At 41.4% G+C, this 21,530-nt stretch carries 22 protein-coding genes; 13 read left to right on the forward strand and 9 right to left on the reverse strand.

Features of this window, described 5'->3' with window-relative positions; translation table 11 throughout:
* Positions 1 to 135 precede the first annotated feature (135 nt).
* From QEP08_RS06660 to QEP08_RS06670, 3 genes are all read left to right on the forward strand, one after another.
* A complete protein-coding gene (locus tag QEP08_RS06660) occupies positions 136 to 1,038 on the forward strand; it encodes a helix-turn-helix domain-containing protein (RefSeq protein ID WP_285056707.1) in 903 nt (300 codons plus the stop codon).
* An 81-nt stretch (positions 1,039 to 1,119) separates the two neighbouring features.
* Positions 1,120 to 1,959, forward strand: coding sequence for an SDR family NAD(P)-dependent oxidoreductase (locus tag QEP08_RS06665; protein WP_285056708.1), 840 nt, complete (start codon positions 1,120 to 1,122; stop codon positions 1,957 to 1,959).
* Between the two features lie 173 nt (positions 1,960 to 2,132).
* Entirely contained in the window at positions 2,133 to 2,294 is a 162-nt protein-coding gene (locus QEP08_RS06670; protein WP_285056709.1) for a hypothetical protein, read from the forward strand.
* 3 nt (positions 2,295 to 2,297) lie between these two features.
* On the opposite strand, the gene QEP08_RS06675 is transcribed toward QEP08_RS06670, so the two are convergent.
* Entirely contained in the window at positions 2,298 to 2,735 is a 438-nt protein-coding gene (locus QEP08_RS06675; protein ID WP_285056710.1) for a hypothetical protein, read from the reverse strand.
* A gap of 395 nt (positions 2,736 to 3,130) precedes the next feature.
* Between QEP08_RS06675 and QEP08_RS06680 the strand changes: the two genes are divergently transcribed.
* Together QEP08_RS06680 and QEP08_RS06685 are read left to right on the forward strand one after the other, a co-directional pair.
* Positions 3,131 to 4,705, forward strand: coding sequence for a sensor histidine kinase (locus tag QEP08_RS06680; protein WP_285056711.1), 1,575 nt, complete (start codon positions 3,131 to 3,133; stop codon positions 4,703 to 4,705).
* Between the two features lie 112 nt (positions 4,706 to 4,817).
* Positions 4,818 to 4,982: a hypothetical protein gene (locus tag QEP08_RS06685; RefSeq protein WP_285056712.1), complete on the forward strand. Its 165-nt coding sequence runs from the start codon at positions 4,818 to 4,820 to the stop codon at positions 4,980 to 4,982.
* Positions 4,983 to 5,068: 86 nt separating this feature from the next.
* Here the strand turns inward: QEP08_RS06685 and QEP08_RS06690 are convergent, their stop codons facing one another.
* Positions 5,069 to 6,295, reverse strand: a complete 1,227-nt coding sequence (locus QEP08_RS06690; protein ID WP_285056713.1) for a dicarboxylate/amino acid:cation symporter — start codon at positions 6,293 to 6,295, stop codon at positions 5,069 to 5,071.
* Between the two features lie 265 nt (positions 6,296 to 6,560).
* On the opposite strand from QEP08_RS06690, the gene QEP08_RS06695 reads away from it, so the two are divergent.
* Positions 6,561 to 7,355: a hypothetical protein gene (locus QEP08_RS06695; protein ID WP_285056714.1), complete on the forward strand. Its 795-nt coding sequence runs from the start codon at positions 6,561 to 6,563 to the stop codon at positions 7,353 to 7,355.
* 67 nt (positions 7,356 to 7,422) lie between these two features.
* Positions 7,423 to 9,135 (forward strand): hypothetical protein, encoded by a 1,713-nt coding sequence (locus tag QEP08_RS06700; protein WP_285056715.1) that lies wholly within the window; start codon positions 7,423 to 7,425, stop codon positions 9,133 to 9,135.
* Between the two features lie 160 nt (positions 9,136 to 9,295).
* Here the strand turns inward: QEP08_RS06700 and QEP08_RS06705 are convergent, their stop codons facing one another.
* Together QEP08_RS06705 and bla are read right to left on the reverse strand one after the other, a co-directional pair.
* On the reverse strand, positions 9,296 to 9,745 hold the full coding sequence (locus QEP08_RS06705; protein WP_285056716.1) for an SRPBCC family protein: 450 nt from the start codon (positions 9,743 to 9,745) through the stop codon (positions 9,296 to 9,298).
* A gap of 77 nt (positions 9,746 to 9,822) precedes the next feature.
* Entirely contained in the window at positions 9,823 to 10,533 is a 711-nt protein-coding gene (gene bla / locus QEP08_RS06710) for a BlaB/IND/MUS family subclass B1 metallo-beta-lactamase (protein ID WP_285056717.1), read from the reverse strand.
* Positions 10,534 to 10,590: 57 nt separating this feature from the next.
* Here bla and QEP08_RS06715 point away from each other — a divergent pair, with 57 nt between their 5' ends.
* The gene (locus QEP08_RS06715; RefSeq protein ID WP_285056718.1) at positions 10,591 to 11,310 is read left to right on the forward strand and encodes a class I SAM-dependent methyltransferase; all 720 of its coding nucleotides are present in this window, start codon (positions 10,591 to 10,593) and stop codon (positions 11,308 to 11,310) included.
* Here QEP08_RS06715 and QEP08_RS06720 read toward each other — a convergent pair.
* The 3 genes from QEP08_RS06720 to QEP08_RS06730 all read right to left on the reverse strand — a co-directional run bounded on the left by QEP08_RS06720 (position 11,297) and on the right by QEP08_RS06730 (position 15,319).
* On the reverse strand, positions 11,297 to 11,953 hold the full coding sequence (locus QEP08_RS06720) for an alpha/beta hydrolase (protein WP_285056719.1): 657 nt from the start codon (positions 11,951 to 11,953) through the stop codon (positions 11,297 to 11,299). The two genes, QEP08_RS06715 and QEP08_RS06720, sit on opposite strands and share 14 nt — an antisense overlap.
* Positions 11,950 to 13,158, reverse strand: a complete 1,209-nt coding sequence (locus QEP08_RS06725) for an MFS transporter (RefSeq protein ID WP_285056720.1) — start codon at positions 13,156 to 13,158, stop codon at positions 11,950 to 11,952. The genes QEP08_RS06720 and QEP08_RS06725 overlap by 4 nt, the downstream gene beginning before the upstream one ends.
* Positions 13,159 to 13,444: 286 nt before the next feature.
* Complete coding sequence (locus QEP08_RS06730) at positions 13,445 to 15,319, reverse strand: chloride channel protein (protein ID WP_285056721.1); 1,875 nt, start codon at positions 15,317 to 15,319, stop codon at positions 13,445 to 13,447.
* Between the two features lie 211 nt (positions 15,320 to 15,530).
* Between QEP08_RS06730 and QEP08_RS06735 the strand changes: the two genes are divergently transcribed.
* Positions 15,531 to 16,226, forward strand: coding sequence for a Crp/Fnr family transcriptional regulator (locus QEP08_RS06735; protein WP_285056722.1), 696 nt, complete (start codon positions 15,531 to 15,533; stop codon positions 16,224 to 16,226).
* Positions 16,227 to 16,247: 21 nt separating this feature from the next.
* Here QEP08_RS06735 and QEP08_RS06740 read toward each other — a convergent pair whose 3' ends face one another.
* Entirely contained in the window at positions 16,248 to 16,481 is a 234-nt protein-coding gene (locus tag QEP08_RS06740; protein WP_285056723.1) for a hypothetical protein, read from the reverse strand.
* Between the two features lie 332 nt (positions 16,482 to 16,813).
* Here QEP08_RS06740 and serC point away from each other — a divergent pair, with 332 nt between their 5' ends.
* Genes serC through QEP08_RS06755 form a run of 3 tightly spaced genes read left to right on the forward strand, consistent with a single transcriptional unit; the run spans position 16,814 to position 19,974 of the window.
* Complete coding sequence (serC, locus tag QEP08_RS06745; RefSeq protein ID WP_285056724.1) at positions 16,814 to 17,923, forward strand: 3-phosphoserine/phosphohydroxythreonine transaminase; 1,110 nt, start codon at positions 16,814 to 16,816, stop codon at positions 17,921 to 17,923.
* A 1-nt stretch (position 17,924) separates the two neighbouring features.
* The gene (locus QEP08_RS06750; RefSeq protein WP_285056725.1) at positions 17,925 to 19,112 is read left to right on the forward strand and encodes a DUF1015 family protein; all 1,188 of its coding nucleotides are present in this window, start codon (positions 17,925 to 17,927) and stop codon (positions 19,110 to 19,112) included.
* Positions 19,105 to 19,974, forward strand: coding sequence for a sigma-70 family RNA polymerase sigma factor (locus QEP08_RS06755; protein WP_285056726.1), 870 nt, complete (start codon positions 19,105 to 19,107; stop codon positions 19,972 to 19,974). Before QEP08_RS06750 ends, QEP08_RS06755 begins: the two co-directional genes overlap by 8 nt.
* 172 nt (positions 19,975 to 20,146) lie before the next feature.
* Here QEP08_RS06755 and QEP08_RS06760 read toward each other — a convergent pair whose 3' ends face one another.
* Entirely contained in the window at positions 20,147 to 20,626 is a 480-nt protein-coding gene (locus QEP08_RS06760; RefSeq protein WP_285056727.1) for an Lrp/AsnC family transcriptional regulator, read from the reverse strand.
* Between the two features lie 200 nt (positions 20,627 to 20,826).
* Between QEP08_RS06760 and QEP08_RS06765 the strand changes: the two genes are divergently transcribed.
* Entirely contained in the window at positions 20,827 to 21,516 is a 690-nt protein-coding gene (locus QEP08_RS06765; RefSeq protein WP_285056728.1) for an AbiV family abortive infection protein, read from the forward strand.
* Positions 21,517 to 21,530 lie beyond the last annotated feature (14 nt).

Below are 21,530 nucleotides of genomic sequence, written 5' to 3' on the forward strand. Positions count from 1 at the left end.
GAATTAATAGCATATTACATTGAAAGTAAATTATTTATTACAAGGGATGAGGAAGATGGCCATCTGTTTATTCCGGGGATGGAGAAATATGATGTGCCGATTGTGATTTTAGTTTGAATTGTGTAACTTTGATTTATGGCACATACGGAAACCCTGGAAGATTTTTATAAGCAAAAGTTTAACTGTCTGCCTGATAACTTCACCCAGGATATCGGGCACTTTAATGTTTTCAGATCTGAAGATACTCATAGTTCTGCTGCGAAACCGATTCAGTATAGTCGCCGGGATTTTTATAAAATCAGTTTGTTCAGAGGTAAGGGGATCGTGCATTATGCAGATAAAAGTATCGAGATGGATGGATCGGCATTGGTATTTTTTAATCCGATAGTTCCGTATACCTTCGAAAACCTCAATAAGACGCATAGCGGCAGGTTTTGCATTTATAAGGAATCCTTTTTTACCGAGATGCTGCGCAACAATGTCCATCAATTGCCGATGTTTTCTCCCGGAGCGAATCCTGTTTATGTGCTTAACGAGGAACAGGATGCCTATGTGTTCGCTATTTTCGAAAAGATGCTGGCAGAGATCAATTCTGATTACATCTTTAAATATGACCTGCTTCGCAGCTATGTTACGGAGCTGCTTCATTATGCCATGAAGATTCAGCCTTCTGACAGGCTCTTTCAGCACCCGGATGCCAATTCACGTATTACAGCTATTTTCACAGAGCTTCTGGAACGGCAGTTTCCTATCGAATCCCCATCGCAAAGATTTGGCCTGCGCTCTGCCAAGGATTTTGCCGACCGGCTGTCCGTACATGTGAACCACCTCAACCGCGCGGTTCGTCAGACGACCGGAAAGACAACGACTGATCATATTATGGAGCGCCTGACCATTGAAGCAAGGGCACTTTTACGTCATACCAACTGGAACGTTTCCGAGATCAGCTACTGCCTGGGTTTTGAGGCACCTACTCATTTTAATAATTTTTTCAAAAAACAGACCAGTACTACGCCTTCTGCATTTCGTCTTGCTTGAATTTCGTAATCATTGGTTTGAATAATGTATACGTTCCGTGTGTGTTCCGTCATACTTTTGTATTATCAAAACAAAAGAGATATGGAGAACATCAGAACTTGGTTTATAACAGGCGCTTCTAAAGGATTTGGATTAAGTCTGGTCAGGCAATTACTTGAGGCGGGTCAGAATGTTGCTGCTACTTCCCGCGATTTGGACGCACTGGTAGCTGCTGTGGGGAGAACTGCACCTAATTTTTTGCCGCTGGAGGTAGATCTTGCTAATGAGGACAGCGTGGGTTGTGCCCTTCATCAAACAAATGCGGCTTTTAAAAGTATAGATGTGGTCATCAATAATGCAGGTTATGGTATCGGCGGCAGCATTGAGGAATTGAGTGACCGCGAGACGCGCGATTGCTTTGAAATAAATGTCTTTGGAACGCTGAACGTCATCCGCACAGTGATGCCTTATATGCGGGCACAGATGTCGGGTCACATTATCAATATTTCCTCTATAGCGGGTATTGCCGCTACAAGCGGCTGGGCTGTTTATGCGGCTACAAAGTTTTCGGTGGTCGGATTGTCTGAGGTATTGGCGCAGGATGTTGCGGAATTTGGTGTTAAAGTAACAGTAGTTGCTCCTGGTGCTTTCCGGACTAGTTTTCTAAATACGGATTCCATCAATATCGCACAGCATACCATTCGGGAATATACAACAGTGCATAATGCCCAGGAATTGCTTCTGACAAAAGATGGTAAGCAGGATGGGGATCCGGAAAAGGCGGCTGCTGCGATTATTGATGTTGCGTTTATGGAGAATCCGCCACTTTATTTGCTGCTTGGTGATGATGCTTTCAATCGCGCTATGGCAAAGCTGGAACGGCTGAAAAAGGAGTTTTTGCTTAATGAGGAGTTGTCGAAGGCGATGGCTTATCATGGCTAGCCCTTACTTTAGGATTTTCGGTAGGAAATACGTATATTTGCACACAAGGGACAATTATACTCTTCTCGATTCTCATTACCCTTCATCATCTTTTATACAGGCATACCTGTAAACGCAGAGAAGTTATTTTTTAACGAAAACATCAATTTATGGCTAAATCTCAGGCAACTTTTATGAAAAAGCAACTTGAAAAAAACAGACAAAAGAAAAAAGAAGATAAGGAGCAACGCAAGTTGGAGCGCCAGCAAAATTCTACGGGTTCTGACCTGGAAAGCATGATGGCCTGGGTAAATGAGTTTGGAGAAATCGTGAATACCCCACCGGAGAAAAAGTAAAAATCAGCTCTCATTGTTGGAGTGTAACCCTTGAAGTGCTTCTTTTGCAAGTGTCTTATACTCTTTTACAACTTCTTTTTCAATATAGTGTTCTAATGCTGCAATTTGTTCGGGTTTTGGCAGGTGGAATTTCTTCATCATCATTTCGCCGTACCGGCGGCTGGCTTTATTGTATTCATTTCTCAGGTAGGTGATTTTTGCGGAAAAAGTTTCTTTTTTTGCTGGGACTTCGATGCCCAGATGTTGTGAGATCTCTTCAACCTGACTGCTGTGTTTTTGAAGCTGGGTATCTGGATCGTCGAGGTTGGAAAGGGCAGAATATAAAAGGTAGAGCCGGTCGACTGGTTTGTTTTCATTGTTTAACGCTTCATTGATTAGTGAAAGCGCCTCATCTTCACGATTAAGCAGGAGCAATTGTTCTGCGATTCGCTGCGCCATCATGGTTGGATATATATATAGGTTTGGTCCTTGTACAATTGTGTAAATGCCTCGATTGCCTCTTCGTGTCTCTGTGTGTTGGCTAGGGCATCAGCCCTTAGATAGATGAAGGTACTTTGGTTTGTTTTGAAGTCTTCGTGTGTGCTGAACTCATTAATAAAAGCCTGTAAACGTTCTAGTTGTCCATCTGGAATCAAGTAATGGTTGATGTTGAGTTTTTTAAGTTTCGCATCGAATTGTGTATTCATAAGCGTTGAATATAGTTATTTTTTTGGATCAGAAATAAAAAGATAGAATTCTGCAGGCCGTTAAATAATAACGTTGATGTATGGCTAAGGTAATTAGAAGAAAAAGTCCGTATTGGTTTGAATATGAACATTTTTTAGATAAATTGGGGGATGAGTCATCCGATTTTACAAAGACTGATAAGCGAGCACTTAGGCAGTTCTTTTGTTCCTGAGCCCTACAAACGATTGTTTGATGATTTGGATATTGCCCTGCGGCAACTCAGCGCGGATACCTTTTTCAATTCGATGGCGGAGGTTTTCTATTCCGTTTCTATGCAAAATAACAGGAACAGCGAGCTTTTGCAGATGTCTCCAGCCTGCAAATCTGTTTATGGGTATAATGCGGAGGAATTCTTTACTGACCCGGACCTGTGGTTCAAGGTCATTTTAGACGAAGATAAACATTTGGTGACTTCAGGTATGCCTCTACTCGCGGCGGGACAAACCACTGACAGCGAGTATCGTATTCTCCATAAAGATGGCAGTATTCGCTGGGTGGAGTCGAAGATCACTCCAATGCTGGATGAGCACAAAAAACTAGTGCGGATCGACGGTATCATCTTTGACATCACAACCAGGAAGGAGGCTGAACTTGCCAGAATGCAAGCAGATCTAAAGTTTCGTGCTTTGATCGAGAATTCGATGGATGCGATAACTGTGTCTAATGACAAACTGGTCTTTACATTTGCAAGCTCGTCGATGTCGGTGATCACGGGTGTTTCTCCGGACGAGTTTGTGGGTACGAGCATTCTGAAATATATCCATCCGGAGGATCGTGAGCGAATGGGAGACTTATTGGGCCTATTACTGAAAGAGCCTGGCAAAGCCTTTCTGTTTCAGATGCGGATTAAACGTAGTGACGGACAATGGAGGTGGACGGAGGGTTATGTAAGTAACTTGCTGGACGAGCCGGCCGTTAACGGATACATTGCAAATTTCAGGGACGTTACTGAGCGCAGGCAATATGAGGCCGCGCTCGAGGCTTCTAATGCGCAATTGGCCAAGACCAATCAGGAACTGGATCGCTTTGTTTATAGTGTCTCTCATGATCTCCGGGCTCCTTTGGCTTCTATATTGGGCCTGATTCTGCTTACACAGCATGAAGCAACCGATCAGAATCTGCTGGAAAACCTGTCTATGATGAAGCAAAGTGTTGAAAAACTGGACGTATTTATTCTTGATATTTTGGACTATGCCCGGAATGCCCGCATGGAGATCAAAAGCCGAAAGATCGACTTTCCTGAAATGCTGGAACAGATCAAAACGGACCTGAAGTTCATCAATGCTGCTGATAATTCGAAGTTTGACATCAGGATTGAAATAGAGGACAATGATGCCTTCTACTCAGACAGAAAAAGAATTCACGTGATTCTGAATAACCTGATATCGAATGCGATCAGATATAGCAATCCGCAGGAGGAGAACCCTTTTGTTGAGGTGAAGATCTATTTTGACAGTTGTGGAGCGTGGCTATTGGTGAAAGACAATGGTATAGGCATTGGTGAAGCGCATCATGAAAAGATATTTGACATGTTTTACAGGGTATCAAAAAAATCGAACGGCTCTGGTCTTGGGTTATATCTGGTAAAGGAAACTGTCGAAAAGCTGAAGGGAACAATAGAATTTAGCTCTGAGCCTAATGTGGGTACCCGGTTCCTGATCTTTTTACCTAACATGATGCCGTAGTTCGTTTCAATGGTTATTTTACTAATGGTGACACTGAGCACCTGAATCGGGCTGCAGTCCATTTTTTTGATACATCTGGCAAAATTGAGTAGCTTGCTGATAAATTTATCAAATGAAAGGATCGTCTATTGTTGGTTTTAGCCCGGACCAGGGAAAGACCTGGACTTTTGCCTCTCCAGGTGAAAAGACTGCTTCGGAGATGAAAGCAATGATACCAAGTTACAACCAGCATCTGGTTTTACTAAAGCCTGAGACCCCGGTTTTCAGGACTTATTAAAGAAGTCTCTTTCATTAATTTTTTTTCTTTGTCTTGCGAAATTAAAGATTGATGACATGAAAAAATTAGCTTTGGCTTTTTGGTGATTATGCTGCGATCGCTTCTTGGTTTTTCCCTTTTGCAAATCGGTTGATGACCATTGCGGCAGCGGTGTCGCCGGTAGCATTGAGCAATGTGGCTACGGGATCGATCAGGGTGCCTATGATGATGGCCGGTGGCAGGGCTTCTGATGGAAATCCGTAGGCTGATATGAAGAGCAGTTCGCCAATATAACCTCCATTTGGGATACCGCCTTCTACCACGCTGACTAATACAGTGATCCCCAGGGCAAGCAGGATGACCTCGGCACTGTTAAAGCTCTTGCCAAACATGGCAAATACAACCGTCATTTTTAGAATAGAGGAGATGCTGGAACCGTCTTTGTGCAGTGTTGCTCCAAGTGGGATGGTGATGCCTGCAATAACCTCATTGATGCCCATCTTTTTTGCGGCGGCAAGGTTTGCTGGAAGGGTGGCTATACTGCTGCAGGTGGCTACCGCTGTAACTGATGGTACTATGTTGTTTTGCCAGTACCGGCGGATGCCTTTTATTCCTCCGGCAATGAAGGCATAAAGACTAAAGAATATGATATAGTAGAAGATACTGACGCCGTAGCCTATGCCAAGGATGTGCGCATAGGTGCCAAACAGCTCGGGCCCGAATACGGCGACCTGGTAGGCGAAATAGGCGCCAAGCCCAACTGGTCCTGCTTTCATAATGATGATGAAGACATTTTTAAAGACTTCATTGGCTGAGTTGAGAAAGTTTTTGAAAGGCAGTCCTTGTTGTCCGGATTTTAGGGTGCCGAAGCCAACCAATATTGCGATGATGATCAGCGCAAGCATATTCTTGCGGGAAAGCAGCAGGTAAAATTCGCCGGTAGTGAATAGTTGTGTGATTGCATCTCGGGTGAGCTTGCCATTGGTTTCTTCGAGTATGGGTGGTGCTGTTTTGGCTACTTCCTGATGAACGGGGAACAGGCTGACGGCGGTGATGGTGAGCAGCGCGGCCAGAACCAGTGTGCCGAGGAATACGAGGGACATGATGGTCAGGATCCGGTTTAGTTTCTGGCCGCCTTCTATATTGGCTATTGCCGAGGAGATGACAAAGAATACAAGCGGAATGACTGCTACGAACAGCAGGTTGAGAAAGATATCGCCTATTGGCTTGAGTATCTCCGCCTGCTTGCCGAAAACGACGCCGCAGATACTGCCAAGTGTAATGCCGACGAGCAACCAGGTGATACTGCTGTAATTTTTGAAGGTGCTGTTCATGCCATACTTGTCAGGATTGTGATTGCTCCTAATTTAGCAAGATATTTTGAAATTATTGTATGGGTAGTTTGCGGTGGTTTAGGTTGATAAGTTTAAAAGGATAATGATGTACGTGGAGAGCTTTTGAGAAATATCATTACCGAATTTTAGAGACGATCTTTTTGCTTTTCATTGCTAAAATTTTCACAAAGTCAGGGAAGTCCTGGTTGGGTGTTGTTTATATTTGAATAATTTTAAAACTGTGTAAAAAACAATATAGTAAGCAATGCATAACAAAACTGCACAAGTAGAATTTGCGGACCGAGCTAAGGTTATTTTGGAATCAGATGACAATGTAGTTGGTCTGGCTGTTGGTGGGTCCTGGCTGACTGATGAGATTGATGAGTTTTCAGATCTTGACCTCATATTGGTCACTAGAGAAAAAATCTCCGGGGACAAGGAAATAATGATGGAATATGCAAAACGTCTGGGTAATTTTTTGTCGGGTTTTACCGGGGAATATGTGGGAGAACCCAGACTTCTGATTTGCTTGTATGATGAACCATTGCTGCATGTTGATATAAAATTTTTAACGCCCGATGAGTTTCATTCGCGTGTAGAGACGCCTGTAATCCTTTTGGATAAGGATAGCCAGTTGAGCAATGTGATCAGGAGTTCTGCTTCGAAATTTCCTCATCCGGATTATCAATGGATAGAGGATCGTTTTTGGATCTGGGTACACTATGCATTGCTTAAAATTGGTCGTGGTGAATACCTGGAAGCGTTTGATTTTTTTGGTTTTTTAAGGATGACTGTTTTTGGCCCCTTATTGCACGTTAAAAATGACAATTTGCCGCGGGGGGTTAGAAAAGTTGAAATGGGTCTAAACAATGAGGACCTGGATTTTCTAAAACGGACCATTCCTCAGTATGACAAACAGTCACTGCTGGACAGCTTAAAGAATTCGGTTTTACTTTACCGGGAATTAAGGGTATCGCTTTTTGACAAAGGAGTACAGTTACAAGAAGCTACTGAGCAAGAAGTGATGAAATATTTTGATCATATCGGGAAGCAGAAGTAGTGGAGAAGTTTTGATCTTTTGCTATATTTAGATTAACCAATAATTTGACCCAACTTGTGACCTGATTATGGGCAAGCTAAATTCTTCAAGAAGACGTTTCCTATACAACGTAGGAGGATTAGCCGCCATCACTTTAGTCGGCGGCTATCTGGATGCATTCGCATTTGGCACTAGCAGCCGTGTTAACAGGAACAGTCATTATAAGGGAAACAAGGGTAATGCCAGGCTCCGTGACGTAAATACTACTGATATAAGTGGAGCGATAGCGTTAGGCTGCAAGACCATGAGCCATGTTTTTAATGCGGACGATCATGACATTCCTTTTTTTGGCAGTTCAATAGACGAGCAGTCCAGCGGCTTATGGTTTAATGATTCACATTCTGAGGCACATATTCCTGGAAGGCACTTAAACGCGTTGTTAAATGCGGAGGATATACTGGATTTAAAGCTTGAGAAAAACGTGATTGAGAAACACAGTGCAGCTGCTTTTTATGCTTACAGTGGAAAAATTCCAATGCCTTTGAATAGAAAGAAGATAGGAGGAGAGCCTGTGAATTTTCTGCCGCATAACATCAGAGAGGGTTTTCATGCATTGTATGCGCTGGTTAAGTTTAGGAATTCAAAAAAGGCCAGGACGCTTGCGGAACAAAGTATCGAATTCATTTTTGACAATTGGTCGCCCGGAAATGGGTGGAACAAACAGTATATTGAAAAAGAACTTGGGCTTAGCCTGATCGAGTGGAGGGGGCCGTTCATAACAGGAATAGCGAGAGCGATAGGGCCTCTGGTGAAATTTTACGATGCTACGAGGTATGGACGGGCTCTGGAACTGGCTTTATTATTAAAGCAGAAGGCGCTTGATGAGTTTTTCCTGCCGGAAGGCGGTTTCGATAACAATCTTTTTGGTACGCATACTCATTCTACTACTTGTGTGATGTCTTCTCTGGCACAGCTGGCTGATGCTACCGGGGATGTTCATTTGCTGATGCGGGTAAAAGTGTTCTTTGATAACGGTCTTACAGAGATTAGCAATGCAATCGGCTGGTCGGTTGAGAATTGTGATCCGGATTCAGATCCGGACAGGGGAGAGATCAACAATACGGGTGATATTTTGGAAACTGCGCTGATTTTTGCAAAGTGGGGATATATAGAATATTATAATCACGCGGAACGTATCTTGCGTGCTCATTTATTACCAGCCCAGCTCAGGGATATTTCTTTCATTAAGGAGCCATTAAACCCCAAAAATGAAAATGGGAAAAGAGATGTTGCGGAACGCCATAGGGGAGCATTCGGATTTCCGGCTCCGTATGGACACCGGCCTTTGGGCAATAAAGTGATCTCTTTTAATTTGGATATTGTAGGTGGGGGAGTAGGTTCGCTTTGTGAAGCATACAGGAATATTTATGTTTTTAAAAACCAGGCACATTATGTGAATCTGCTTTTTGATTATGATTCTGAATCACTCCGGATCGAATCGCCGTATACCCATGATGCACTATCTGTTTATATAAAGAAACAGGCCCCGCTTTTTATCAGAATTCCCGCTTTTGCAGACCGGTCAAAGCTGTCGGCAAGTGAAGCTTATGTTCTTGATGGTGATTATTTGCTGATTACCGATCCTCCGTTGGACAAAAAGATCACCATTAGGTTTGATCTTACTGAAACCGATATTATGTTGAAATACGGAAACAGAAAGATCAAAGCCATATTACGTGGGGACAGCATTAAAGCAATGGAAAATTTCAATGCGGATTTAACTTTTTTTGAAGCGATATAGCGGATGATGTATCGGTTCCTTTTTTTTATTCCACAAAGTGCCGTTTAATCCCTAAACGGTACCGATCCAAGTACAATCGATTCCCGAATTGAATTCAGCATCGCAATCTATGGCTAGAAAGATAAATTAAAAATTTATGTAGTAACAAGCCTGAAGTTATTTAGTTTCCTTTTGAATCTCCTGTGTCTACATAATTTTTAAGTGATTCTCCGAGTATAAAGTTCCAGCCTTTTGTAAAGCTCGTAACTGCAAAGTTTGGATCGTCTTTAGGGAAGCTGTCAAGGCCTTCGTGGGTCAGTTTTAATCTGGTTTTCTTTTCTCCTTCTTTAAACAGTTCCCAGGTGACCACAGAATATCCGCTGTTATGTTCAGGATAGGTCCAGCTGTAACTAAGCTTATTGGGCGGGTCTACAAATAGTACTTCACACTCATGGAGGTATTGTACGTTCTCATCTCCACCGGTAAACTGAAATTTGAATCCTTTTTCGGCTTTGAATTCTTCAAGCTCAAAGTACCATTCTTTCATCTGATCCTTGTCAGTGATGGCTTTCCAGACCCTTTCGATCTGTGCATTGTAGGTGCGTTCTACAATCAGCGATTGAGTTCCCATATTTCTAAGTGTTTAAATAATATATAAATGAAACCATATGGTTACAAATATATAGGGCACCATTTGGTTACGCAAATTTATTTTAACAATTTAAGGGTATGATCTATCGATTTTGTGCCTTTCCAGTTGTCATGACCTGTGATGATATAATTCGGATAGGGGTATCTTTGTTTCAGCTTGTTGAGCGTTTTTGGCCATTGCTGCAGATTGGCCTCACCTGTGAAGCCAAGTGTCTTGGTGTCGGTACTTTTAATTAGACACCCGCCGTAAAGTATGCGTTCTTTTGGAAACCAGATCACCATATTGTCTTTTGTATGTCCCTCGCCTGGATAACACGTTTGAAATTTGTACCGGTCGATTGTAAATGTGGTATCGTTTTTAAATGTTCTGGTGGCGCGGGGCTTGCCGTCTTTTTTTAATATTTCGTCAGTAAGTTTTGTGCTATACGTGGGAATACGTTTTCCGTTGTAAAAACCAAAACCTCCCGCGCGGTCTTCGTGGGAGTGGGTAGCGATAATCAGGATGACTTTTTTATGGTGTCTATGTTCAATAGTGTCCAGTAAGGGCTGAAACTGTCTCTCATCCCAAGGGGTATCAAATAATATTGCACCCTTGTTTGTAACCAGATACATCGCATTTGCTGAGATATAGTTGCCTTGATAAAGATTGTAGGTTTTGTAGACATAGAAATTGCCTGTAAGGTGGGTGATCTCTAAAGCTGGGCGGGGTTGGGCGATGTTGTTGTAGGTGCAAAAGAAAAAAAAGCTAAGAATGGTTAGGATGCGCATATTATTAAATTTTCTATTGTAACGAATATACTTACGTTTTTCTTGTAAATTGGAGATATGAATATTTATAAACTTCTGGTTTTACTGGGCCTTATGATTGGAGGCAATGCCATCGCCCAAAAAAAAGACAGTATTTATAGCTATAAAACGCCTTCGGCAAATGGGACGGGCAAGGTATATATGGGCAGGGAAATCGCCGGTATCATGAGTTTTGATGGTATGGCCTGGTTGGAGCGCTACAGTCGTTCTAAAGAGGAGAATACAAATCTGGCCATTTCCAATTTACCTGTTTCAAAGAATAGTATTGTTGCTGATATCGGTGCAGGTTCTGGTTTTTATACTTTTCGAATTGCGCGGAAGGTGACAGACGGAAGGGTTTATGCGGTTGAAATTCAGGATGATGCAATTGCTTATTTAAAGAAAAGAACTGCTGAGCTAAAGACAGGTAATGTCACGGTGATCAAGGGAGCGGAAAAATCTCCTAATTTGCCGGATGGATCGATTGACCTGGCAATCATGGTGGATGTATATCATGAACTGCTCTATCCACAGGAATTTTTACAAGCGATAAAACGGGCGTTGAAATCAAAAGGCAAGTTGCTGCTTCTGGAGTATAAACAGGAGGACCCTGCTGTTGCGATAAAGCCGGAGCACAAGATGAGTGTTAGGCAAATAGAGAAGGAGTTGGCTGTTAATGGTTTTCATCTGGTCCAGAATGGTCAGTTTATGCCCATACAACACTTTCTTGTTTTTGAAAAGGTACTTAGACAAGATTGACGCTGACTGTTTCCATAATTTCCGTTGCGTTGGCATAAACCATAAAATGCCCTCCGCCTTCAATAAGGATGTCCGGTTTGGTATACTTGTGTGGTAGTATGTTGTCTGCTGTCCCATGTATTTGGGTGATATTGGATGGGAGCTCGGTATTTCTCCATTTGAGTATGGCTGTTAGTGCCCATTTGATGAAAACAGGATCGCTGTCTATAATCAGTTGTTTGAGTAATGCTTTTTCTTCCTCAGTTTTGGCACCAAGAAATCTTAAGCCAATAGTGTTGCCTTTTTTCAGGAAGTCCAGCGGGACAAGTTTTTGCAAGTTTAAACCGCCGCTTGCACGGTAATACCACGGCAGGTCTTTAAAAACTGGTATACTGGATATCAGGAAGGTGTGAACGGGGTTTAGTTTCTTTGCTATTTCTGTAGCCAGCATGCCTCCGAACGATAAGCCCATCAGGTAAAATGGGGTAGAGGTATCGATATTAAGTGATAATCTGTCAGCGTAATGTATGAGAGATTCATTGCGTAATGCTGAGACCCAGTCAAGGTGTACCAGCTCAAATTGTGCCGGGAATTTTAGTTTGCTAAAGGCTCGTCTATCGGCACCGAGCCCACTGATAAAATAGATTTTACGCTGCTGTTTCATGTCGTTGTTTTTATTGTTTTGTACATGTATGCGCAGAATAACAGCAAACAGCTCAGCAGCACCCATAACAAGTTATATCCATACCTTTCAGCGATAAAAAAGCCTGCTGTTGGGCCCACTACCTGTGCGATTGACCAGCAAAGCATGTATCCCGCGGCATATTGGCCTCTATTAAATTCACTGGCCCTGCTCATTACAAAAGTATTGATAAAGGGCAGGGCGAACATTTCGCCTATGGTGAAAAAGATCATAGACAGCGCACCCAGCAGTGTGGGTGCAGGAAAAGGAAGTAGCAGCACGAGAAAAGAACCGGCAATAAAAAATACCCCGATAATAATGAAAAAGACTGGTGATCGTTTATTTTCAATTTTATGGATCATCACCATTTCAAATATGGCAATGATGATTCCGTTAAGACCAAGAATAAGTCCGATCAGAAATTCATCTACCTTCCAGACTTGTTTCAAAAAAACAGGCACAACTCTAAACATCAGGAAAAAGCAAACTACAAATAACGTACTCATTAACAGGAATTTAATGAATATCCAGTCTTCCCAGGGTTTTCTGACTATAATTCCTTTTACCTTTTCTTGTACTGCTTTCCGGTAACCTTTGATTCTTGGCAGGAAAAACAGAATACCCAAACCCGCCAGGATGCTTACAGTTCCGTCTACATAGAAAAGTAACCTGTAATCGTAGGATGCTATAATACCACCCAAACTTACCCCAACAGCCCAGCCTATATTGGTTGCAAGTCTGTTTAAGGAATATGAACGAGTCTGGAGATCTGGTTTTGCATATGCTGCTATAGCCGCAAAATTGGCTGGCCTGAATGATTCTGAGAAAAAACTGATCACTACTGCAAGTACGCAAAGGGTATGAAAATGCGTTATACTTGCAAAAAAGATAAAGAATATACCACTTACTACTGACGCGACTATCTGCACAGGCCTGAAGCCGATGACGTCGGTCAGTTTACCTCCTGCGGCAGCGCCGAGAATTGATCCCAGACCAAACAGTGTTATGATAAAACCTGCATCGGAAGCGGAACGGTGCAGGGACTGTGTGACAAATAAACCCATGAATGGCACCGCCATGTATCCGCTGCGGTTGATGAGCATCACAAGACTGAGTACCCAGGTTTCCCGGCTTAGTCCTGTAAATGAATTTTTATAATTAGCAGATATTTCTTTGAGTAGTGACATGATATTGAAATCGCGCAAAGTAACGGAATTTGGCTTACAATAGCTATCGGCTATTCGCGTACTATTTGGTTTTCTTTATGGGACCGATGTACTTTTTGGCCATGACCACATTAGCGAATTTGATATGGTGCCTGGGGATCGTTATTTATCATGTCGTTTCCGTAACAACGATTACCTTTTGTGCTTTTTGAATCTCCCCAATAGAGGTATGTGTCCATGTTGGATTCGTCAATCGGCTCGTAGGCTATAGAGAGTACTAAAAAATACTCCGGATTGTATTATGTCATTAAGATCGGGTTGCTTTATAAAGGTTTTTTCCTTTGACCATCATTTTCATCCTCTGTCTTTTTAAAGACAGATTGATACCTGCTTCTTTGCGTTCGCGTATTTGGATCTTATAAGCTTTGAGAATGTCTTTGTAGGTCAATACACCAATGATCTTTTGCCCGGTTTCAGATATCACCGGAATGATCTCTTCCTGAAGTTCAGACATTAACTCAACCGCTTTGGAGAGACTTTCATTAGCCCTTATGGCACAATCTGGTTTTTTTGTGATCGAGGATACTGGTTTTTCCGGATTGACTTTGCTTCCGTACAGACCGACTATGGCTACTGTTCCCAAAAAATCCCCCTGACTGTCAACAACCAGGATGTGTGTATCCAGAAGGGTGCGTGCTTCTAAAATCTTGCGTATTTCACAGATCAGCGTTTCCTGAGTTATTATGAGTGATTTTTTTGAAATGATCTGACCGGCAGACAGTTTTCTCAGGATGTCCGGTTCATATGCATCCGGGGTATATATCCCTCTTCTTGCTATTTTTTCTGTCATGATGGTGTTTTCCATGAAGAAGAAGGAAATGAGGTAAGATGCCGTACAGGCACCAAGAAGCGGGAGTAGGGCGGCGGGTTGCATGGTTGCCTCGAGGGCAAAGGCAATGCTGGTCAGATATGCACGCGATGCGCCTGCAAACATAGCTGACATGCCGATCAGGGCTGCCATTGACAGATTGATGTCCGCTGAGGGAAAAATAAGCATGATTACCGAGCCTGCAATCGCGCCACAGGCACCGCCGATAGTTAATAAAGGGGCTAGTGTACCGCCAGATGTCCCGCTGCCGAGTGCAATTGCCCAGGAAATAAATTTAAATAGTGACAAGCTTAACAGAAGTGTCAATGTGACGTTTCCTGAAAGCACATTGATGATGTTGTCATAACCTACTCCGAGTGTATTGGGCTGATAATAACCGATAAGTCCTACACAAAGGCCACCGAGGGCAGGCCACCACATCCAGTGTACCGGAAGTTTTTCAAAAGCATCTTCTACATAGTAAACAGCTTTGGTAAGTACAAGTGACAAAAAACCTATAAAGATGCCTATAAAGCTATAAATCCCAAGTGCAAAATTACCGGGTATGCTCAAATTTGGCATTGGAAATACCGGTCCGGATTCGAATAAAAAGTGATGCCCTGCTGAGCCTGTAATACAAGCTAGTGCTACAGGAAGAATCGCCTTGGGTGAAAACTCAAAAAGTAATAGTTCGACGGCAAGAAATATTGCGGCTATAGGTGTGCCGAATATGGCTGACATACCGGCTGTTGCACCTGCTGCAAGGATTACTTTTCGTTCACTCGATGTAATTCTGAAAAGTTGGCCGAGTGTGGAGCCTAATGCTCCTCCGGTAGCAATAATGGGGCCTTCTGCGCCAAATGGGCCTCCTGTGCCTATGGCTATCGCTGAGGATATTGGTTTTAGAAAAGCTATTATGGGTTTTATTTTACTGTCATTTACCAGGATCTGTTCCATTGCTTCTGGTATCCCATGACCCCTGATGGCTTTTGAGCCATAAAGAGCCATAAACCCAACAATAAGACCGCCAATGGCGGGAATCAGAATTACCCACCAACCCAGGTGATTTTGGGCAGGGCTGCGAAAGTTTACATCGGCAATGCCGTAAAAAGACAAATTGGTAACCAGATCGATCAGGTAGATCAGCAATTTTGCGATAAAGCTGATGGCAATTGCGACTATGATGGAAAGAATTGAAATGCGGATCAGTCTTTTTTTTAAAATAAGACTTTGATTTTTGCCATTTTCCTGGTGATTTAAATAATCTAAAGATAGTGAGATAGGAATCCCATTGTTAAAATCTGTTCTTTTCATAAAGATGTCCATTTGCAAACGACGCGAGATGTGCCTTTGAGTTTTGGCAGTGCAAAGGTATTTATATTGTTTATTAAATAAAAATTATATTTATCATTGGATTTAATATCTATTTTTTGTTGCTTATACAATATTATTCCATTCAACAGTAATGTGGTATTTTATGAATTAGATTTCAGTTATTTGATATAATTGATGCAAATTAGCCCTTATGAAAGAATGCAATAATGCCTGCGACCTTAATACTTGTTTTTTATGTAAATATTGTCTTCCGGCTTGGCTTCCCGCTATTGGTGTTCACCGGAAAAACCTGGAAGTAAAAAAAGGCGAGCGGATATTTAATGAAGGTGATCCGGCCACTGGTATTTTCTTCATCTATAAGGGAACAGTAAAGGTACACAAAAGATGGGATCAGGATAAGGACCTCATTATACGGTTTGCAAAAACCGGCGATATGCTTGGGCACATGGGGCTAGGCGATGGCCTTGTTTTTCCTGTGACGGCTACTGCACTTGAACCTCTTTTATTGTGTCATTTAGATATGTCTTTTTTTGAAGTCACTTTAAATGTAAATACCAATTTCACTTATCACCTGATGCGTTTTTTTGCAAATGAACTCCAGGAGTCTGAAAGGAGGATGAGAAATCTGGCACATATGTCCGTTAAGGCGAGGATCTCCCAGGCATTTCTTGCATTAAAGGATCAGTTTGGATCGGATCAAAACGGATTAATTGGTATAGAAATCACTAAACAGGATGTCTCGTCCTTTGCAGGGGTTTCTTACGAGACGTTATTTAAGGTATGTCAGGAACTTACCCGGTTGAAAATTATAGAACTGAACGGTAAATCCATTTCAATCTTAAAACCTGAGCTTTTGATTCAGATTGTCAAGGACGACAATCAGTAATAGGCTCCTTAGCATTTTAAGTTACTCAAAGCGACGGCCTTTTTGTTCCCGGCTGGATATGTTGAAGATGATTCCAATTACCAAAAGCACGCCACCACTAAAGCTAACCCATGGAAAGGATTTAATTCCGTTGATATTAATCGACCAGGCATGCGCATCTACGGCATTTATATAGCTAAGATTCCTGAATATAAAGCTACCTACAATTATTATCGCTATTCCGGCAATCATTAATACATAACTTGATTTTTTCATAATATTTTTTATTTGATATTTATATTGTTTTTTAATGCAAAATTAATATAAAAAATATTGTTTATGCAATATTTGTTGTAATATTAATATTTAACAAAAGTACTGCCGCCATCAGCTTTAACAAGATCTTAGTGTAATAGTTACGTAAATAGGTTCTTTCTCAAATTGTATTGCGAATTATATTCCGTTCGCAATTTATTTTTTTAATAATACCACTATTATTTCCCGTTAAATAGACTTTAACAGGAATATTTCTTGACTTTTTAGTTGTCGGAAATTTAAAGTTTTAAAGCATAGAACTTTACAACATCAATATAAACTTTTTCTATTTGATGGAAACGACAAAAAAACACAATTTCGGTGCTGGACCATGTATCCTTCCCACATCTGTGATGCAACAGGCGGCCACTGCGGTGATCAACTGGAACGATAGCGGCCTTTCTATACTTGAAGTGTCGCACCGCTCACCTGAATTTGAATCGGTGATTTTGAAAACACAACTTTTAGTGCGTGAACTATTGAAAGTGCCGGATGATTATTCTGTACTTTTCCTTCAGGGTGGGGCAAGTACCCAGTTCTCAATGGTCCCACTAAATTTTTTAACAAAAAAAGGTGCATACCTTGATACCGGATATTTTGCCCGAAAAGCAATTAAGGAAGCAGCCTATTATGGTCATGTAGAGATATCTGCTTCGTCAGGTGACAGGGAATATAACTATATACCTGATTGCGACCTTAGTAAGTGTGATGCGGATTATATCCATTGCACGTCTAATAATACTATAGAAGGCACAGAGATTTTTAGTTTTCCCCGGTCTGGGGTCCCGCTTATTTGTGACATGTCTTCCGATATTTTCTCACGGGTGATCAATGTACGTGATTTTGATCTTATTTATGCCGGGGCGCAAAAGAATATGGGGCCTGCGGGAATGACACTGGTGATTGTAAAAAATGGATTATTGGATAAAATAAATAAACCGTTGCCGTCTATGTCTGACTACAGGATTTTTAAAGACAATCAAAGTATGTTTAATACGCCGCCTGTATTTTCAATTTATGTAGCCATGCTCAATATGCTTTGGTTGAAGGACAATGGGGGTGTAGAAGCCATAGAGCAGCTTAACATTAGGAAGGCTGCCAGATTATATGCAGAAATTGATCGTAATCCATTGTTTGCCGGACTGGCGGGTCTGGCTCATCGCTCGCGAATGAACGTGACTTTTAGAGCGGTTGAGCCAGCGCATGAAAGAACATTTTTGGACTTTGCACTAGGACGTGGAATTGTAGGAATAAAGGGGTACCGGACAGTGGGAGGATTCCGTGCTTCACTTTATAATGCACTCCCGCTTGAAAGTGTTGAAGTTTTGGTTAAGGCAATGCAGGACTTTGAAGAACTGATGAAATCTAATATGAAAGTGTCTGATACCGAACTGACATACTGATATGTCCAGAATTAAACCTTTTAGTGCAGTCCGGCCCAACGAAGGCTGGTATAAAGATTTGCTTGGCATAACCGGCGGGTCTCCTGATAAAATAGGATTACTCAAGAAGTTGCTGGAGCCCCGAGGTGAAAAAGCAGAGGAAAACTGGGAATTGAAGACGTACTTGTATTCCCTGGAAACCCTGTTGCATGACGGAAATTATGTCATTGACGAAAGCCCTGCGATCTATATTTATGAACGTGAATCTTCAGTCGGATCACAGTTTGGAATATGGGTGCTTACCAGTCTGCAGGATTTGAAAGATGGTAAAATACTGAAACATGAGGAAACTCTTTCGAGGCATGAGGAAAGACTTCAGAGGTACAGGGAAGAAGTCGGGCTGGAAGGTAGTCCGGTACTTTTAACCTATCATCGCCGGCCGGAAATAAGTTCGCTGATCGAAAAGTCTGTTAAATGTGCTCCTGATACTGATTTCTTTTATGAAGGAAGTCATCATCGCCTATGGAGTATAAAGGATGAGGTTTCCATAGCTGCTTTTCAGGTGGCATTTGCAAAATTAGAAAATGTCTATGTTGCAGACGGTCATCATCGCCTCGCATCGGCATCGGCAATGCATAACATCGCACCACAATGGATTACTACTTTATATATTTCCGCAGGACAGTTAAGCTGCAGTGCTTTTCACAGAATGATCCTGCCCGATATTGAATTTTCCGATTCTGATTTTTCGAAATCCATTAATCAATACTTCCTTGTTTCAGTTATTTCCGCGAATAATCCCTTTGTACCTTCAGCGAACAACAGCATCGGTTTATTTTATAAACAGCAGTGGTACCTGCTGCAGTTAAGGGAAGAACTGACACAATTGATGGATGAACCAGATGTGAGGATCCTTCAGGATAGGATACTCGAGCCGATTTTTGGTATTAAAGATCCCAGAACCGATCCTCAGCTGGTTTCATGGCCGGCAAATCAGTGGAATGAGATGCTGGAGACCAGTAGAGGTAATCCGCGGCTAATCTTATTTACACTCTTTCCAATGAGTATAAATGAGCTTCTTCAACAGGCAGAAAATCATGCTGCATTGCCACCCAAATCAACTTATATAGAACCAAAAGTGCCTTACGGCCTACTATTGCATAACGACAAAATCATAAAAAAAAACATGAAAGGAATTTTAAATGCGTAATCTGAAAATCTCTAAATCAATAACTAAAAGAAATGAAGATTCATTGAACCGATATTTATATGATATAGGAAAATATAAGCTGATTGGGGCTGAGGAAGAGGTTATGCTGGCCAAAAAGATAAAAGCGGGGGATGCTTCTGCTTTAAACATGCTGACTAATGCGAATTTGAGATTTGTAGTTTCATGCGCCAAAAATTATGTGAATAGAGGGCTTGCATTATCAGATTTAATAAATGAAGGAAATATTGGATTGATAAGAGCTGCGCAGCTGTTTGATGAAACCAGGGGATTTAAGTTCATTAGTTATGCGGTGTGGTGGATTAGACAAGCGATTGAAATTGCGATTAAAGAGCAGGTAAGATCGATCAGGGTACCACTGAATAAACAACTTGGGATGACTGGGGTGTTGAGGCAAATCGATAAACTGGAGCAAAAGCTTGAAAGGGAGCCTACTTTGTCAGAAATTGCCGAGGCAATGGGTAAATCAGAAGCCCAGGTGGCGGATTTTATGCAGTCTAACGCCAGAACCTCGTTCCTTGATGACTATATTCCGGCAGGAAATCATGAAAACTCTTCACTAATGGATTTTATAGAGGATAGCAGCGAAAAAGCTGTTGACGACTGGATTGAAGTGGAGTCAAGGAATATTGATCTTGTTCACATACTGTCCTTACTTACAAGCCGGGAAAGAAAGGTTATAGTTAAGATTTTTGGTGTACTTGGCAACAAGACGAGCAACATGACTGAGATCGGTGATGAGTTCAAGCTAACAAAAGAGCGTATCAGACAAATAAAAAAAGCTGCTATGGAAAAGCTCAAAAAAACCCCAAAATATGGATACCTTACTGACTATATTCAATGAGTCTATTCGAGATATCAGGGATATTATTTCAATAGTCCTGCTTGTCGGCGTCATTTTAGTGATAGTGGCTAATAAATTCAGGACGTCCCGAAAAAAGACATATAATAATGATGACAAGTTCTGGCATTGAACAGGACGGTGCATACTTACATGCACTGTCCTGTTTTCTTCCTTAGGACTTTGGTTTCAATTTAAAGCTGGTTTCGTATTTAGATTCTGAAATTACAAAGAAACTCTCTACAGACCCAATATTGGGAGCGATGGAAAGTCTCTCCAATATAAATGTATTATAAGCCCCCATATCTCTAACAACTATTTTTAATATATAGTCCCATGTTCCACTCATGTGGTAACATTCCATCACCTCTTCAAACGCGGTAATGTGCTGTTGAAATTCTGTTAGCGCTTTATTGCTGTAATCCCTGATCTTGATTACCGTAAATACCGCCATTCCCTTGTTAATCTTGTTCCTGTCGAGGAGCGTTACAAACTTTTTAATTATTCCTGCTTCCTGAAGCCGCCTGATCCTTACCTGTATTGCGGAAAGTGATTTGCTGGTTTTCCAGGCTATTTCCTTATTGGTGAGCCTTGAGTTTTCCTGAATTAGATTTAAAATGCCCACATCTGTGGGATCAAGTCCGTTTACATTCATTATGATAATAAGTTAGTTACGTTTAGTTTGCCTTAGTGTACTTAATACATTAATATTAAGTGTGTTATGGCTGTGCTAATTTATGTAAAATATACTTAGATATATAACAACATGTCAAAAGGCGTTGATTTTTATAGGTACTAATTTAAAAATTAGATATATTAGATTCGAAGGGTGTTTTTCAGCACTTTAATAGGCCTATGGATCATGAAAGAGGGTTTAAGAGTTTAAATGCTAAAGAGTGCGCTGAGGTATTTCCGTCAGTAATTGACAATGCCGAGCGACATTTTTCTGTTGCGCATCACATCTCTACGATCTATGAATATCCCAATGCCGTTGCCCACTTAATACTTGGTGCTGAAGAACTGGTAAAAGCTACGATGCTGATCCTAAAAAGCAGATCAATTCCAATTAAAGATGCGACAGGGTATGACATGCAATTTTTCGTGCACGGCACCGGACATCATGTGCTGAAAGATTTCTTTTCTGTATGGTTTGGCGTAAGGGAAATTCTGAATGTGCGAAGATCAAGACATGAATATACTTTAAAGGATATGTTTAATATGGTTGTATCCGGCTTTGTGGGGATTATAAAAGGTAAAGATCAGTATCACTGGTGGGAAAAAGCTGATACATTGAAGCAAAAATGTTTGTATGTTGATTTTAGGAATGGTTTGATCCTGCCGGATGTTCAGGTGGCAAAATCAGATTTTAATCAGGCTTATCATCATGTATATGCCTTTAGGTATGAGTTTTATTTGCTTCACCATAAAATGATCAATTGTTCCGAAGCCGAACTTATAGAATTTCGTGAGCAGCTGGAAGACAGAGAATTTATTGAACTGCTTGGTGAGACGATCAGGCGGAAAAAAATTAGCTTCTTGTCTTAATTTTATGAAACCAT

Origin of the sequence: Pedobacter ginsengisoli, assembly GCF_030244015.1 — a bacterium.
Taxonomy (GTDB): Bacteria; Bacteroidota; Bacteroidia; order Sphingobacteriales; family Sphingobacteriaceae; genus Pedobacter; species Pedobacter ginsengisoli.